A 14,462-nucleotide genomic window follows, 5' to 3' on the forward strand; every position below is an offset into this window, starting at 1 on the left:
CCCGAGCCAGAGGCATGCTCTGGCTCAAGTCACGTGGCCGAGAAGCGGCGCGCCGGCGGTTAGGCCGCGGCGCGGAGCACCTTCAGGAAGGCGCGCATCCACGCCGAGTGGTCGGGCCAGGCGCGACCGGTGACAAGGTTGCCGCCGACGTGGGCCTCGCTGTCGACCCAGGCGCCTCCGGCGCTTTCGACGTCCACGGCGTGGCGTTTACGGCGAGCCGACCTTTATGTGGGCATTGTGGTCAGCGAGGCGTTCCTGTCTTACACATTTCCCGGACGATGCGGATAAGAACAGTACAGGCATCTACAGCGGTCACACTCGTAAGCAGTTCTGTCATTAGCTGCCCAGGTAGGCCCTCAATGTCCAACTGGCGACGTCGATCCGCCCAGAGCGCCACACGCCACGCAAGCAACGGCGGCATGTTGTGATCCGTCAAGGCCAATGCGCGAAGCGCTGATGCCACACAACCTTCGACGCTGTCGTATTGATAGTCTCGCACCGCGTGGAACACGGCATCCGCCACATCCATGACGGCCGGGCCTCGCGCGCACGCCTCCCAGTCGACGACATACATCCGACCGGCTTCCACAAGGATGTGCTCAGGCTTGACGTCACCGTGCAAGTGAACGAGGGGTGCTCCGTCGAGGTCTGCGAGTTTGGAGCACAGTTCGAGCCACCAGGAGGTCCGGCGGGCACGAGCAGACAGCATCCCGGTCAGATACTCGCTGGTGCTGTGAAAATCGTGGTTATGCCCCCAACCGGCCCCCGGCGCCGCAGGCGGTTGCTGATCGGCTAGGGCCCGCGTCAAGGCCTGGACGTAGTGCAGGTATTCCTCCATGTCGACCGACTTGCCGAGGGTGAGGGGCCTGCCAGGGACCACGGTGACCAGCACCCAGGCATCTGGGCCTAGCCGCTCGGCCTCAAGAACCTGAGGTGTCTTCAACCCACACTTGAAAGCGCTGCTCAGCGCCTGGATCTCTCGTTCCTGCCGCCGGACGGGGTCGATACCCCGATAGATCTTGAGGATGGCACTACCTTCGGCGTTCCGGAAGTTGAGGCTAAACGGCTTGACCACGGGTGTGCACCAGTCTCCGTAGCGGCTGCTCAGATCAACGAGAAGGTCGCGAACAGATTCAGCGGCCATGTCTCGCCACTTCCCTTTCGAGTAGCCAGCAGACTTCAGGCCACGGTGTGACCAGTTTGGAAACGAGGTCCCAGTAAGCGTGGGCCTGCCGTACGGCGAAACTCAGACCGAGGCATGGCCGTACAGCGCACATCAGACGGCGCAGCGCATACCCGGGGCCGCGGCTGGCAGGCTGGATGCCGTGGCCCGCGATGAGGGTTGCAGTCCGAATCGCATCCAGGGCCCCGGCGTCGGCGGCTGCCGCGAGAGGGCCGTGGATGAGAACCCGCCACGATGAGCGCGTTACCGCCCAGGCCAGCCGCTCCAAGCCCGAACCGAGGTCACTCGCTATGAAGACCGGTTCCTGCAGGTTCCACAGCAGTACGAGGTCTCCTAAAGTGAGCCCGGCATGCTTGAACCTAAGGGTGACTCCCCCGACGGGTCCGCGCTGCCAAGGCAGAAGGCTGCCGTAGATCTCGATATGACGGGCATGCAGCCCGATCCTGGAGAGCACATCCAGCCAGACATCGAAGATCCTGACGTGTTCCTCGATAGACACGATCGGAGTGACACAGGAAACATTGACGAACGAAGTGAGAAACCCGTCCTGCAGCGCGCCGTCAGGATCTCGCTCGCCGGTGAACCGGACAACGGGCTGAGGCAAGTATCCCTGGCGGTAGGTGTATGGCCGGCGGTGCTTCAGATAAGGATCGAGTGCCTGAACGGCGGAGATGGTGAGATCGGTCTCCCTGCCCCATCTCACAGACAGAGCGGCGACTCGGGGCACCGCACGGGCGGCGAAGCCGTCTTCGATGCGGGTGAGCAGCATCCCCCAGTCCGGCGGGTCGCGTGGCGGCCGATACGGCGTGCCCCACGCAGAGTGCCTAATGTTGAGCCGCTCACCATTGGTGTCGAAGTCCCACTGGTTACCGAGACCGCTTCGCAGCGCGTCCAGTAATCGACTGCTGACGCTGTCCATCAGGCCCTTGACGCCAGCGTCGTGAAGTGCCGGACAGGATCGAAGCGCCCCATCCCGATCTCCTGCACGTCGGTGGCTTTGCACTGGGAGGCGATGTCGACGGCTGCGGCCAGGGCATAGGCCGCTTCCAGATCGGTTGCCGCCGGGTCGGCGACCGCGACGCTGCCCGTGCCGGAGCACAGTGCAGCTTCGGCACAAGTACCGAGCCGCCAGGTGAGCCCGGCGACCGGTGTTCCCGCGCGCAGTGATTCCCCAAAGACGGCAGCACCGGCCTCCACGTAGGTCCGAGCTTGGGTGTATACGTAGACTGCGGCATCTCGGAAAGCTGCGGTTCACGCCACAGGCGGGAAGGCATAGCCGCCGGGAAAGTCGCAGACCCCTACGAGCATCACGCGCGGGGTGCGCCGTCGGGGCCGATCGCTTTGAAACCCACGTAGGGCACGAGAACGTCCGGTACGAGGATCGAACCGTCCTGCTGCTGGTATTGCTCCATCACGGCAGCCAAGGTGCGCCCAATGGGCAGACCGGATCCATTCAGCGTGGCAGCGAAAGACTTCTTGCCTGCCTTGTCGCGGACCCGAATGGCGGCACGGCGGGCTTGGAAGGTGCCGCAGTCGGAGCAGGAGGAGATCTCCCGGTAGCGCTGTTGGGAGGGCAACCAGACTTCGATGTCGTAGGTGACCTGTGCAGAGAATCCCATGTCACCGGCGGCGAGCATGATCACCCGGTAGGGCAGGCCAAGCTCCTTCAAACAGGCTTCGGCGTGGGAGAGCATCTTCTCCAGCTCTGTCTGGGACTTCTCGGCCTCGCAGACCCGAACAAGCTCTACCTTGGCGAACTGGTGAAGGCGGAGAATACCTCGAGTGTCACGACCATAGGAGCCCGCCTCAGAGCGATAGCAGGGCGTGTGAGCTGTGTAGGCGATCGGTAGCGCGGAGGCATCAATGATCTCGTCGGCGTGCAGGTTCGTGAGAGGCACCTCGGCTGTGGGGATCAGGTAAAGCTGTCGCGACCCGACACCGGTCTTGAACAGGTCCTCCTCAAACTTGGGGAGCTGGCCGGTACCGGTCATCGTCTCGGGGGTCACCAGGTTGGGCACCGAGCATTCGGTGTAGCCGTGGTGGCGGGTGTGCAGGTCGAGAAAGAAGGTGGCCAGGCCGCGCTCAAGAGCGGCTCCCGCGCCCTTGGCGACGCTGAACCGTGGCCCTGACAGCTTGGTCGCCCGCCCGAAGTCGAGGATCCCCATGGCCTCACCGAGATCCACGTGGTCCTTGGGTTCGAAGGAGAACGACGTGGGAGTGCCATGCCGACGGATCTCGACCGCGAAGTCTTCCGAGTCGCCGTCCGGCACGGCATCGAGGGGGAGGTTCGGGATTCCCAGCAGGAAGTCACGCAGGTCGGCCTGGAGCTGTTCCTGCTCGGCCTCGGCGTCGCGGATCTGTTCCTTGAGTTGTCGAGCACGCTCTTTCAACTCAGAGGCGTCACCCCCGGAACGGACGACCTTCGGAACCTCGTGGGCAACACGGTTGGACTCGGCACGCAGTTGGTCAGCCGCCTGAACCCTCTTGTTCCGCCGGGATGAGAGTTCCTCCAACCGGTCGAGGTCCAGGGTGTAGCCGCGTCGGGCGAGACGGCGGACAGCTTCGGCGCCCATCTCCAGCAGGGCGCGGGGATCATGCATGAGAGTCCTCTTCTTCTTCGACGTATCGTAATCCCGAAGGTAGCAATTCCCTCACGGTCACCCGATCAGAACGCCGGCTGTCCTGGGATCTGACGAGACTGCAGATCGATCTCCGCGATGCGCTGATCGGCGATCTCAACCAATTCATCATCAAAAATACCCAAAGCGGTCACATAAGGCGCTTCAGGAAAGAATAAGTCAGTAAGCGAAGTGGACGGACTAGCCTGACACCACCGCAGTACTGAGACCGCAAGGCCGTGGGTAACGATGAGGCGCGGGCCAGGGCACAAAGGGGCCGCGCGCAAACCGCTGAGTATCCGCCGGATGCCTTCCCGCTGAGACTCGACGCTTCCTGGAGGCCGGCGCCCGGAGCCCTCGCGTGCCAACCAGTGCGCGTAGTCCGAGAATGCCTTCCCCTCGAAGTCTCCGTAGTCCAGCTCATTGAGCCGCGTATCCACCGCGATCGGGACTCGGCTCTCGCTGAGCATGAGCTCGGCCGACTGACGTGCCCGGAGAAAACCGCTGGTGAGGCAGAAGGCCACCCTGCTGATTCCGGTGACCGGAATCCGACACTGCTGACGCCCCACACTGTCAAGACCGACAGGAACACCCGGATCGCCATTGAGCCGATAGGTGGCGCTGTAGCCAGTCCGGCCATGCCGTACGAGATAGCTGATCACCGCACCTCTTTCGCCATGGCGGCCATGACGTCTCTCATCCGCCCCAGACGCGAATCCCCAACCTGGCGGTAATAGAGCAGCCCATCCAGGCAAAGGGTCAGACACCAGGGCACCAGTTCCCCCGAGCTGATCCCGCTGGCCTGATTTGCGAGCTTCAAACGGTCCACAGGATCACGCTCGAGGTCGTAGTACACGGTCCAGAAGGCCCAGTCGAACACAGGGTCCCCAACCATCGGAAGCGGATCGATGAAGACCACCCCCCGAGCGTTGTCGAAGAGAATGTTCTCCCGGTAAAGATCGGCATGAAGAAGCACCGACCGACGCTCCCCCATACGCAGACCGCGCATCGCATCAAGGCCAAGTTGAAACCTGCGTAGGCGCCTTCCCGAGGACCACCACTGCCCCCCATCACCTGCCTGTGCAGGGATCTCGCCCTCGTCGAGTAGCCGGGCTTCGAAGGGGCGTGAGAGGCCCATCCCTCACACGCCGGCACCGGTTCCCTTTCCCCCGCGAATATCCACTGGCCGCACGCACCGGGTTATGCCACCGTGTGACGGTGTTCCACCTACCCCGCACCCTCGACGAGGCCATCGCCGCCGAAGAGGCCGGCCACCCCCTGCGCTACCTCTATTTCTGGGGCCATCAGCCGGCCAGGAACGGGGAGATCAACCAGAGCTGCCTCAGCCAGTGGTGGCCCGTGGAATTCACCGACAACGGGCATGCCTTCGCCTCCGCCGAGCATTACATGATGACCCACAAGGCATGGCTGTTCGACGACGAGGAAACCGCCGAACGCGTTCTCACCGCCCGGCACCCCGGCGAGGCCAAAGCGCTGGGACGCGAGGTGCGCGACTTCGACGAGGCCGTCTGGGCGGCGCACCGCCGTACGATCGTCGTGCGCGGCAATATCGCCAAATTCGGGCAGCACCCCGCGCTGAAGGAATACCTTTTCGGCACCCGCCACCGCGTGCTGGTCGAGGCCAGCCCCAAAGACCGCGTGTGGGGCATCGGCCTCACCGCATCCGACCCGCGCGCCGCCTCCCCCTCCACCTGGCTGGGCACCAACCTCCTTGGCTTCGCCCTCATGGAGGCCCGTGGGCATTTGCTGTCCGTAGACGCGTGCTGAAACCCGTCTGCTGCCGCGGCGGCCGGTGGGAAGGTAGATTCCTGATCTGCGGGCTAGATCGTTTCCTTGGGCGCTAAGTCACAATCGACAGCGGCAGGCGGACCGCCGGGGGCAGCAGCGGGACGGCCGGCTCGGCCCGCATGCCCTGGATCAGCAGTGCGGCGAAGCGCCGCGAGGCGGCCACTGCGGCGGCCGGCGAGGTGGTCCGGATGCCGCCGTTGGCCATGAGCACCATGATCAGGTCGTCCAGGACGAAGTCCGGGCGCAGCTTGCCCCCCGCCTTGGCCCGGCGGGCGAGTTCGGCGACCTTGCCCAGCGCCCGCTCCCGGTCCGCGGCGAAGTCGATCGCACGGGGGAAGGCCGAGAGGAACGCCGCGGTGAAGCCCCGGTCCAGTGCGTGCAGTTCACACACCCGCTCGATCACCCGACAGAAGCCGCGCCATGGATCCGGATCGGCCAGCCCCTCGTCGACGATGGCGGTGCAGGCCGCCATCTGCTCGGTGAAGACGTCGGTGACCAGCGCCTCTTTGGTCGGAAAGTGCCTGTAGAGGGTCGCGGGGCCGACCTCGGCACGCCGCGCGATTTCGCGCATCGCCACGTCCAGCCCCTGCTCGGCGAACATCGTGCGGGCCGCTGCGAGGATGCGCTCGCGGTTGTCCCGGGCATCGGAGCGCAGGGAGTGAGGCAAACGGATCGTCACCGCTCTCACTTTAGCTAAACGGACGGGGTGTTCCGATAGCGTCCGACGCCATGAGAGCACTGACATTCGCCGAGTACGGTCCCACAAGCGTCCTTGAGGTCGCCGACGTACCTGAACCACACGCGGGACCGGGCCGCATCCGGGTGGCCGTACGGGCCTCGGGCGTCACTCCCGCCGACTGCTCCCTGCGCTCGGGCCGGCTCCGCGACGTGGCACCGCTGCCCCTGCCCCACGTGCTCGGCGTGGATGCCGCAGGTGTGGTCGATGAGGTCGGCGCGGGAGTCACCGGTATCCGGCCGGGCGACGCGGTCTTCGGCGTCGTCGATATCGCGGAACTCGGCGGCGCGAACGCCGAGTACGCCGTCCTGGCGGCCTGGGAGCCGAAGCCGGACGCGCTGAGCTGGGAGCAGGCCGGCGGCGCGGCCGCGAACGTCGAGACCGCCACGCGCGTCCTCGACCGGCTGAAGGTCGGCCCCGGCATGACCCTGCTGATCGAGGGCGCGGCCGGCGGGGTCGGCACGGTCGCCATCCAGCTCGCGGTGGCCCGCGGCGCGACCGTCATCGGTACGGCCGGCGCACGCAACCATGAGTTCGTCGCGGAGCTGGGGGCGACCCCGACCACCTACGGCGCCGGGTTGGGCGAGCGGGTCACCGCCCTGGCACCGGACGGAGTCGACGTCGTCCTGGACTGCGCCGGATCCGGTTCGCTGCCCGATCTGGTGGAAGTCGCCGGAAGCCCGGACCGGGTGGTGACCGTCGCCGACCTGAACGCCGCGAAGTACGGAGTCCACATGTCACGCTCGGCGGGCCCCGGAGCGGACCCGCAGGCGCTCGAAGGGCTCGCCGCGGCCTCCGCCCTCGCACAGCAGGGCCGCTTCACCGTGCCGGTCGCGGCCGCCTTCACCATCGAGAACGCAGCCGCGGCGCACCAGTTGAGCGAGACCGGCCACGCCCGGGGAAAAATCGTACTCACCCTCTAGCGCCCCACCAGGGCAATGCCGGGAGATCGGCGAAGACGAGGTCGGCGGGGGCTGGTCGAGGCGAGCCCCCGGGACCGCATCTGGGGCATCGGCCTCACCGCCTCCGATCCCCGCGCCTTCTCCCCCTCGGCGCGGCTCGGCGCCAATCTTCTCGGTTTCGCTCTCGTGGAGGGGGGCGCCGGATCACGGTAGGCGTAGTGCTCGCAGCACGGCGTTGTGGGTGTGATGTGTGCCGGCGGGGGTCGGCGCTGTGCGGGGGCGGATCTCGTTGATCAGGATGTTCCAGGTGGGGCCGAGGAGTTGGGCGATGTCGTCGGGCTGGTAGTAGTCGGCGGGGTCGAAGTCATGACGTGGGGCCAAGTCCGCGAGAGCGTGGGTGGCGAAGAGCAGCGTGCCGCCGGGGGCGACGGCATCGAGCAGGCCGCGCAGTGAGGCGTGGCCCGGCCCGCGCAGGAGCGGGAAGTAGTGGATGGACACCAGGTCGAAGACACCCGCCTGGGGCGGCGTGGTGGTGAGGTCGGCCCGTGCCCACGCCACGCGCCCCTCGACGTCGACGGCAGCAGCGGCGGCACGTTGCAGAGCGACCTCGGAGATGTCGACCGCGGTGACCTGCCAGCCGCGCCGGGCCAGCCAGAGCGTGTCGGCGCCTTCACCGCATCCGACGTCGAGCGCTCGGCCCGGTGGCAGGTCGTTGGTCTCGGTGACGAGCACTTCGTTGGGGTTGCCGCTGAATACCTGGTCGCGGCTGCGATACATCTCATCCCAATGCCGGGCGTCCATGGCACTCCGTCCTCTCGTTGGCTTCGTGGCGGCGGTCACGTGGGGTGTCCTCAGATTGCTGCTGCCGGCGTGGCTGCGCCGTTCGTAGGCCCCATCTGGCGTCCTGGCCGGACGATGAGGCCGCACACGAGGGCGCCGAGGATGAACACCGCCACGGTGACCCAGAAGGCGACGGTGTTGCCGTGTACGGATGCCTGGCCGGAGACGTCAGGGTGGTCGGCGAGGTAGCTCGACATGGCGCTGACCGCGACGGTGTTGAGCAGGGCGGTTCCGATGGCGGCGCCGACTTGTTGTCCGGCGTTGACCAGGGCGGAGGCGGCGCCGGCGTCAGCCGGGTCCACCCGGTCGGTGGCGAGGTTCATCGCCGGTCCGAAGATCAGGCCGAAGCCGGCGCCGGTGATCAGCAGACCGGGAAGGATACCGGCGGCGTATCCGCTGTGCACAGTGAGGTTTGTGAAGAGGGACGTTCCCAGCGCGGTGAGGAGGAAGCCGCCGACGACGATGGCGCGTGGACCGGTGCGGGGCAGCAGGATGCCGCCGGCCACGATCGCCATCACCACCAGCGATAGGACCATCGGCAGGAACGCCAGCCCGGTCATGAGCGGTGTGAAGGCGAGCACTTCCTGCAGATGGTAGGCGAGGAACAGGAAGACGCCGAACATCCCGATGCCGGCGATCGCGACCATCAGATAGGCACCGCCCCGGTTGCGGTCGAGAACGACCCTCATAGGCAGCAGGGGCTGAGGGACGCGGGTCTCGACCCACACGAAGAGTCCGATGAGCACCAGGCCCAAAGTGAGCAACCCCAAGGTGACCGGACTCGTCCACCCGTCGCGTTCCGCTGCCGAGCAGCCGTACACCAGGGCGAGGACACCGAGCACGGATGTAATGACGCCGGGCACATCCAGACGCGGGCGGGTGGATGCGGCGGCTTGCGCGGGCACCAGTACCGCGGCGGCCGCGAGGAGCGCCGCGCCGATTACCACGTTGACCAACAGGCACCAGCGCCAGTCCAGATACTCGGTCAGCAGGCCGCCGAGCAGCAGCCCGACCGCGCTACCGCTGCTGGAGACGGCGCTGAAGATGCCGAACGCCTTGCCACGAGTCCGGCCGACAAAGGTGGTGGCCATGAGCGACAGCGTGGCCGGTGCCAGCAGGGCGCCGAAGAAGCCCTGCAGAGCACGTGCGATGACCAGCATGACGAAGCCGTTCGCGAGACCGCCGAGCACCGAGGCCAGGACGAATCCGGTCGTTGCCAGCAGCAGCATGCGCTTGCGGCCGAGGATGTCGCTCAAGCGGCCCCCGGCCAGCAGCACGCCACCGAAGACGAGCGCGTAAGCCGTCACCACCCAGTGCCGATCGCCGCTGGTGAAGCCCAGATCGGCCTGGACAGAGGGCAGCGCGACGTTCATCACGGTGGTATCGAGCACCAGCATGAGCTGGGTCAGGCTCAAAACGGCCAGCATCCACCAGGGGCGGGACCCGGACGGATCCGCACTGCCCACACGAGCGCGGTCAGTAACGGTTGATTCACTCATAGTTTTCCTGTCTGGGTATGGGGTATCGGTGACGGGACTCAGCGGCCGGCGGCGGGCAGCACCCTGCTTGCCGGGCTGCCCGATGATTCCTTCGGGCCGGCGCTTACTCGGCGCTCTCCCGGACGACCGGATCCAGGCCGTGACGCCGGTCGCTCACGACTTTCTCGCAGACGCGGGCCTCGGATTCGGATGAGAAGGGATGGTTGTGGGCCTGCACCGCGTGGTGGAGGTCCTCGGCCATGAGGTCGGCGTTGATCGCTCCCGCGGCCATCGAGCCGGAGGCTGCCGATCCGAGGACGTTCGCGTTCGGGTCGGCAAGGTTGCCCGCGACCCACACGCCCGGCATCGAGGTGAGACCGGTCGGGTCGGCGGCGATGTATGCGCCGAACCCGCTCGGATGCGGGGCGGGCGCAAGGCCCAGCGAGGTCAGGACTTCCGCGCGCGGGACAGGCCGGGGCGCCACGGCCAGCGCCCGCAGCGGGATGAGCTCGCCGGTTCGCAGGCGAACACCGCTCAGGCGGTCCTTGGCGACGTCCAGACCGGTCACCTCACCGGTCACCACCCTGATCCGACGCGCGGCCAGCTGCTCGGCCTGCTCTGCGGTGGGGCGGGGGGCGGTGTGCAGCAGCAGGGTCAGCCGGTCGCTCCACTGCCGGAACAGCAGGGCCTGCCGCACCCCCAGCGGGCCCGTGGCCAGGACACCGATCGGCTCGTCGCGGATCTCCCACCCGTGGCAGTAGGGGCAGTGCACCACGTCCCGTCCCCAGCGTGACGCAACCCCTGGCACGTCGGGCAGTTCGTCGGTGACTCCGGCAGCGACCAGCAGCCGCCGCGCCCGCACTCTGCGACCGGAGTCGATCTCGATCGCGAAGCCGTCGCCGTCCCGCGCGGCCGACAGCGCCCGGCCCTGCAGTACGGTACCGCCGTAGCCGGCCACCTCGCGACGCCCTGCCTCCAGCAGGTCACCGGGCGGAGCACCGTCACGGGAAAGAAAGCCATGCATATGAGCCGCCGACGCGTTCCGGGGCCGACCGCCATCGATCACCAGCACCGACCTGCGGGCACGGCCGAGTATGAGCGCCGCGCTCAAGCCCGCGGGGCCTCCGCCGACCACCACCACGTCGTACTGATCAACGCTGCTGATCTGGGAATCTCGACTCATCGTGACCACCTCCGACGCCAAGGTCCCCCCATTGCGGCATTTCGACAAAGTTCTTTGCGGAAAATGCAAAACGCGGGCAGGGTGAAGGTATGAACGACGACCTCGTCGCCGTGCTGGCCGCGGTCGGACCCCGACTGCGCGAGCTGCGCCGCCGCCACGGCGTCACCCTGACCGCCCTGTCCGAGACCACCGGCATCCCGATCAGCACCCTGTCCCGGCTGGAGTCCGGCCACCGCAGGCCGGGCCTCGAACTCCTGCTGCCCCTGGCCAGGGCCTACCGGGTGCCGGTCGACGAGCTGATCGGCGCTCCGGCCGAGCTCGACCCGCGGGTGTATCCGCAGCCCTTCACCCGCAACGGCATGACCGTCGTCCCACTGACCCGCAAACCCGGCGGGCTGCAGGCGTTCAAGCACATCCTGCCCGCCGGCCTGACCGACGGCCGCGAACCCGACCCCCGCTCACACGAGGGCTATCACTGGCTGTACGTCCTGCGCGGACGCCTCCGCGTCGTCCTCGGCGACAAGGACTTCATCCTCACCGAAGGCGAAGTCGCCGAGTTCGACACCCACCTCCCGCACTGGTTCGGCAACGCCGACGAACACCCCGTGGAATTCCTCAGCATCCTCGGCCCCCAGGGCGAACGCGTCCACATCAAAGCCCGCTACCGCCCCGGCGACCCTCATCCTCTCTGAGCCCGCAACCTGATCATCTCCCGGCCTTCTCCTGGAAACGCGAAACGCCGCCTCTCCGTGGAGGAGAGACGGCACCTCACTGACATAGGTGTACCCACAGGCCGTCGGTGACCCGAGCCGGAAACCTGCTCTGGCTCGGGTCGGTGACCAAGAAGCCACCCGCCGGCGGCTAGGCCGCGGCGCGCAGCACCTTGAGGAATGCGCGCATCCAGGCCGGGTGGTCGGGCCAGGCGCGGCCGGTGACGAGGGTGCCGTCGACATGGGCCTCGCTGTCGACCCAGGTGCCGCTGGCGTTCTCGACGTCTACGGCGCAGGCCGGGTAGGCGCTGCTTTCCCGGCCTTTGAGGACTCCGGCCGCGGCCAGGACGAGGGGGCCGTGGCATAGGGCCGCGATGGGCTTGCCCGACCCGGCGAAATGTCTGACGATCTCCTGGAGGTGCCGGTCGCCCCGGATGTATTCGGGGGCGCGGCCCCCGGGCACGACGAGGGCGGTGTACTGCGTGGCGTCGACGTCGGCGAAGGCCAGGTCGGCCGGCCAGGTGTGGCCCGGCTTTTCGGTGTAGGTGTCGAACCCTTCGACGAAGTCATGCACGACGAACTGGAGTTTTTTGGCCTTGGGGGCGGCGATGTCCACCTCGTAGCCCTCTTCCAGCAGGCGCTGGTAAGGGTAAAAAACCTCAAGATCCTCCGCAGCGTCCCCCGTGACGATCAGCACTTTAGCCATCGTGCAACCTCCGCGATTCGCGTATCGGCCTGAGATGTCCGGCTGTCCGGTCGGGCTGCGCCCGTGCCGTACAAGGGACTGCCCTTCCCGGTGCGAAGTGCCCTACACCTGCGCGTTTCCCGGGATCTCAGGGCATGGAACGGCGGCGGTCCTGCAGCATGTCGTCGTCGGGGATCCCGGCCGCTTTCTGGGCCTCCTGGGCGGTCGCCGACACGCCGGCCCAGCGGCGCAGTGTCGCCGTGGCCGCGTCCCGGTCGGCCGGGCTCAGGCGGGAGATGTTGGCCCCGTGGTTGGCCCCGGGGGCGACATAGCGGTAGGAGTCCCGCATGCTCGGTGTGAAGGGCTCCGCTCCCCATGGGTCGTTCTCGCCGTCGACGAACATCATCTGCTGCGCACGCGTGCGCACCCAGTGGTCCACGTCCAGCATCGGCCGCGGGTCGTGCCAGGAGCGCAGCTCGGCGGGCAGCACCGCGTTGGGCTGGTAGAGGCCGGGATGGCGGGTCAGGCCACGCAGATGCTTGAACGCGAGGTCGGCCCACCCCAATTGGGTGGCCGCCTGGTAGTAGTACGGCGCGTAGTAGTCGAGTTCCTGGTCGGTGTAGAACCCGAAGGAGACGACTCTGTCGATCCAAGCGTAAAGGTCCTGGTCGGTGGCGCTCGCCGGCGGCACCGTGGCGCAGTCGGATGTGCCGAGGTACTGCCAGAAGGCCCACACCGTGTCCAGGATCGCCATCTCGAACGCCCGGTCCGCGGTGCCCAGCGTCTTCGTGAAGGTCCAGCCGTTGCGCGCGGCGTCCGCCTCCAGCATCGGCACCAGCCGGTCGCGCCGCTTCAGCGCCTCCCGCTGGACCTCGTCCAGCGCCGTACGGCATGCGGCGTCGCCGACCGTGGCGAAGAACCTGTCGTAGGCGCGGTCGTGGTGGTTGATCCGGTCGTTCGGCGCGACGTACGCCACCACGCCGTCCACGTCGCCGGGGTAGAAGCGCCGGTGGTAGACCGACGTCATGCCGCCCTTGCTGGCGCCGGTCTGGATCCACTTGCCGGTGTAGACCGTCTTGAACGCCTGGACGATGCGGTGCTCGTCGGTGGCCTCCTGCCAGATCGTCAGTTTCCGCCAGTCGGCCGGTTCGGCGGGGCGGGAGGGCCGGAAGAACCGGTGTTCCACGGAGATCTGGTTGGCGTCGAGCAGCCGTGTCGGCTCCGTGCGGGAGGGCGCGGGGGTGGCGGCCAGGCCGTATCCCCCGGTGTAGAGCACGACGGGGGCGTCCGCGCTGCGATGCAGCAGCGTGATCCGCTGCTGGTAGGTCCCCGCGCTCGGGTCCCGGTGGTCGACCGGTTGGTCGTAGGTCAGCACGAAGAACCTATAGCCGACGGGCTGGGACTCCGACACCACCGTCAGCCCGGGGATGGCTTTGAGCCTGTCCAGCAGGTCGTCCTGCGCCACCGCGGACGCGGCGGTCCGCGCCTGGGCGGGGGAAGGGGCGAAGATAAGCGATGTCGCGACGGCGGTTGATGACGCCAGTGCGGCCAGTGAGCGGAATCGCATGGTTTGCGTCTCCTTGTGGGGGGCTTATGGCGCACGACGCTACAACGAGATCATTATCCGGTTAAGAGCCTTCTGTGAAGAAAGAGTTTTACCTCGTTCCAATACTGTTCACTCATCCTCGCCGATTCGGGCGATAGCCGCGACTTAGCCACGAACCACCAAATTCGGGCGTCAGAGATAAAGATTCAGCGCTCGCCCTGGAAGCGGTTCAGCGCAAACTTCTTCCACGGCCGAAAGACCCCGGCCCCCGTTCAATTCGCGGCCATGTCCGCAGCCGCATGCGGTGTCGGGACCTATGGTGCCGACACCCGTTCCTCACACCGAGCCCGGCCATTCCGCGGACCCGCGAGTTCTGCCCCGTCGCGGGCCGACACCCGCGGGTCGCGCATGGGGACGGTCAGACTTCTTCGACGCTGCTCGGCTCGCGCCGCGACAGGTCGATGCCGAGCTCCTCCGCCGCGCGGAAGACGTCCTCGTCGGTGTCCCGCATCTCGATGGACATGCCATCGCTGGACAGGACCTCGACGTTGAGGCAGAGCGACTGCATCTCCTTGATGAGGACCTTGAAGGACTCGGGGATGCCCGGCTCGGGGATGTTCTCGCCCTTGACGATCGCCTCGTATACCTTCACGCGCCCGAGGACGTCGTCGGACTTGATGGTCAGCAGCTCCTGCAGGGCGTAGGCGGCGCCGTACGCCTCCAGCGCCCACACCTCCATCTCACCGAAGCGCTGGCCGCCGAACTGGGCCTT

General features: G+C 67.2%; 18 protein-coding genes. 4 read left to right on the forward strand and 14 right to left on the reverse strand.

Features of this window, described 5'->3' with window-relative positions:
* Positions 1–59 precede the first annotated feature (59 nt).
* The 7 genes from BLQ73_RS32490 to BLQ73_RS31435 form a co-directional block, all read right to left on the reverse strand.
* Positions 60–197 carry a type 1 glutamine amidotransferase family protein gene (locus tag BLQ73_RS32490; RefSeq protein WP_176955516.1) on the reverse strand — a complete coding sequence of 46 codons (138 nt, stop codon included), beginning with the start codon at positions 195–197 and terminating at the stop codon, positions 60–62.
* A 44-nt stretch (positions 198–241) separates the two neighbouring features.
* Positions 242–1,144 (reverse strand): phosphotransferase, encoded by a 903-nt coding sequence (locus BLQ73_RS17610; RefSeq protein ID WP_093171545.1) that lies wholly within the window; start codon positions 1,142–1,144, stop codon positions 242–244.
* The gene (locus BLQ73_RS17615; protein ID WP_218125907.1) at positions 1,134–2,102 is read right to left on the reverse strand and encodes a hypothetical protein; all 969 of its coding nucleotides are present in this window, start codon (positions 2,100–2,102) and stop codon (positions 1,134–1,136) included. Before BLQ73_RS17615 ends, BLQ73_RS17610 begins: the two co-directional genes overlap by 11 nt.
* Positions 2,102–2,380 (reverse strand): hypothetical protein, encoded by a 279-nt coding sequence (locus tag BLQ73_RS17620; RefSeq protein ID WP_093171546.1) that lies wholly within the window; start codon positions 2,378–2,380, stop codon positions 2,102–2,104. The genes BLQ73_RS17615 and BLQ73_RS17620 overlap by 1 nt, the downstream gene beginning before the upstream one ends.
* A 110-nt stretch (positions 2,381–2,490) precedes the next feature.
* Complete coding sequence (gene serS / locus BLQ73_RS17625; protein WP_093171547.1) at positions 2,491–3,783, reverse strand: serine--tRNA ligase; 1,293 nt, start codon at positions 3,781–3,783, stop codon at positions 2,491–2,493.
* A 65-nt stretch (positions 3,784–3,848) separates the two neighbouring features.
* Positions 3,849–4,463, reverse strand: a complete 615-nt coding sequence (locus BLQ73_RS17630) for a histidine phosphatase family protein (protein ID WP_176955517.1) — start codon at positions 4,461–4,463, stop codon at positions 3,849–3,851.
* Positions 4,460–4,810 carry a protein kinase family protein gene (locus BLQ73_RS31435; RefSeq protein ID WP_176955518.1) on the reverse strand — a complete coding sequence of 117 codons (351 nt, stop codon included), beginning with the start codon at positions 4,808–4,810 and terminating at the stop codon, positions 4,460–4,462. Before BLQ73_RS31435 ends, BLQ73_RS17630 begins: the two co-directional genes overlap by 4 nt.
* A gap of 209 nt (positions 4,811–5,019) precedes the next feature.
* Between BLQ73_RS31435 and BLQ73_RS17635 the strand changes: the two genes are divergently transcribed.
* Positions 5,020–5,589: a riboflavin biosynthesis intermediates N-glycosidase gene (locus tag BLQ73_RS17635; RefSeq protein ID WP_218125908.1), complete on the forward strand. Its 570-nt coding sequence runs from the start codon at positions 5,020–5,022 to the stop codon at positions 5,587–5,589.
* A gap of 73 nt (positions 5,590–5,662) precedes the next feature.
* Here BLQ73_RS17635 and BLQ73_RS17640 read toward each other — a convergent pair whose 3' ends face one another.
* Complete coding sequence (locus BLQ73_RS17640) at positions 5,663–6,289, reverse strand: TetR/AcrR family transcriptional regulator (RefSeq protein ID WP_275936296.1); 627 nt, start codon at positions 6,287–6,289, stop codon at positions 5,663–5,665.
* A 50-nt stretch (positions 6,290–6,339) separates the two neighbouring features.
* On the opposite strand from BLQ73_RS17640, the gene BLQ73_RS17645 reads away from it, so the two are divergent.
* Positions 6,340–7,269 (forward strand): NADP-dependent oxidoreductase, encoded by a 930-nt coding sequence (locus tag BLQ73_RS17645; protein ID WP_093171551.1) that lies wholly within the window; start codon positions 6,340–6,342, stop codon positions 7,267–7,269.
* 15 nt (positions 7,270–7,284) lie between these two features.
* On the forward strand, positions 7,285–7,461 hold the full coding sequence (locus BLQ73_RS17650; protein ID WP_093171552.1) for an NADAR domain-containing protein: 177 nt from the start codon (positions 7,285–7,287) through the stop codon (positions 7,459–7,461).
* Here the strand turns inward: BLQ73_RS17650 and BLQ73_RS17655 are convergent.
* From BLQ73_RS17655 to BLQ73_RS17665, 3 genes are all read right to left on the reverse strand, one after another.
* A complete protein-coding gene (locus BLQ73_RS17655) occupies positions 7,453–8,049 on the reverse strand; it encodes a class I SAM-dependent methyltransferase (RefSeq protein WP_093171553.1) in 597 nt (198 codons plus the stop codon). The genes BLQ73_RS17650 and BLQ73_RS17655 overlap by 9 nt on opposite strands.
* Before the next feature lie 50 nt (positions 8,050–8,099).
* A complete protein-coding gene (locus BLQ73_RS17660) occupies positions 8,100–9,503 on the reverse strand; it encodes an MFS transporter (protein WP_218125909.1) in 1,404 nt (467 codons plus the stop codon).
* 187 nt (positions 9,504–9,690) lie between these two features.
* Entirely contained in the window at positions 9,691–10,749 is a 1,059-nt protein-coding gene (locus BLQ73_RS17665) for an NAD(P)/FAD-dependent oxidoreductase (protein ID WP_093171577.1), read from the reverse strand.
* A gap of 89 nt (positions 10,750–10,838) precedes the next feature.
* Between BLQ73_RS17665 and BLQ73_RS17670 the strand changes: the two genes are divergently transcribed.
* Complete coding sequence (locus BLQ73_RS17670; protein ID WP_093171555.1) at positions 10,839–11,441, forward strand: helix-turn-helix domain-containing protein; 603 nt, start codon at positions 10,839–10,841, stop codon at positions 11,439–11,441.
* Positions 11,442–11,610: 169 nt separating this feature from the next.
* On the opposite strand, the gene BLQ73_RS17675 is transcribed toward BLQ73_RS17670, so the two are convergent.
* The 3 genes from BLQ73_RS17675 to BLQ73_RS17685 all read right to left on the reverse strand — a co-directional run.
* A complete protein-coding gene (locus BLQ73_RS17675; RefSeq protein WP_093171556.1) occupies positions 11,611–12,165 on the reverse strand; it encodes a DJ-1/PfpI family protein in 555 nt (184 codons plus the stop codon).
* Between the two features lie 127 nt (positions 12,166–12,292).
* Positions 12,293–13,711, reverse strand: a complete 1,419-nt coding sequence (locus BLQ73_RS17680; protein WP_093171557.1) for a S28 family serine protease — start codon at positions 13,709–13,711, stop codon at positions 12,293–12,295.
* A gap of 397 nt (positions 13,712–14,108) precedes the next feature.
* Positions 14,109–14,462, reverse strand: a 354-nt coding sequence (locus BLQ73_RS17685) for a DNA-directed RNA polymerase subunit beta (RefSeq protein ID WP_476712865.1), incomplete at its 5' end; no start/stop codon positions are given.

Source organism: Sinosporangium album (genome assembly GCF_900100605.1).
In the GTDB taxonomy this organism is placed as follows: Bacteria; Actinomycetota; Actinomycetes; order Streptosporangiales; family Streptosporangiaceae; genus Sinosporangium; species Sinosporangium album.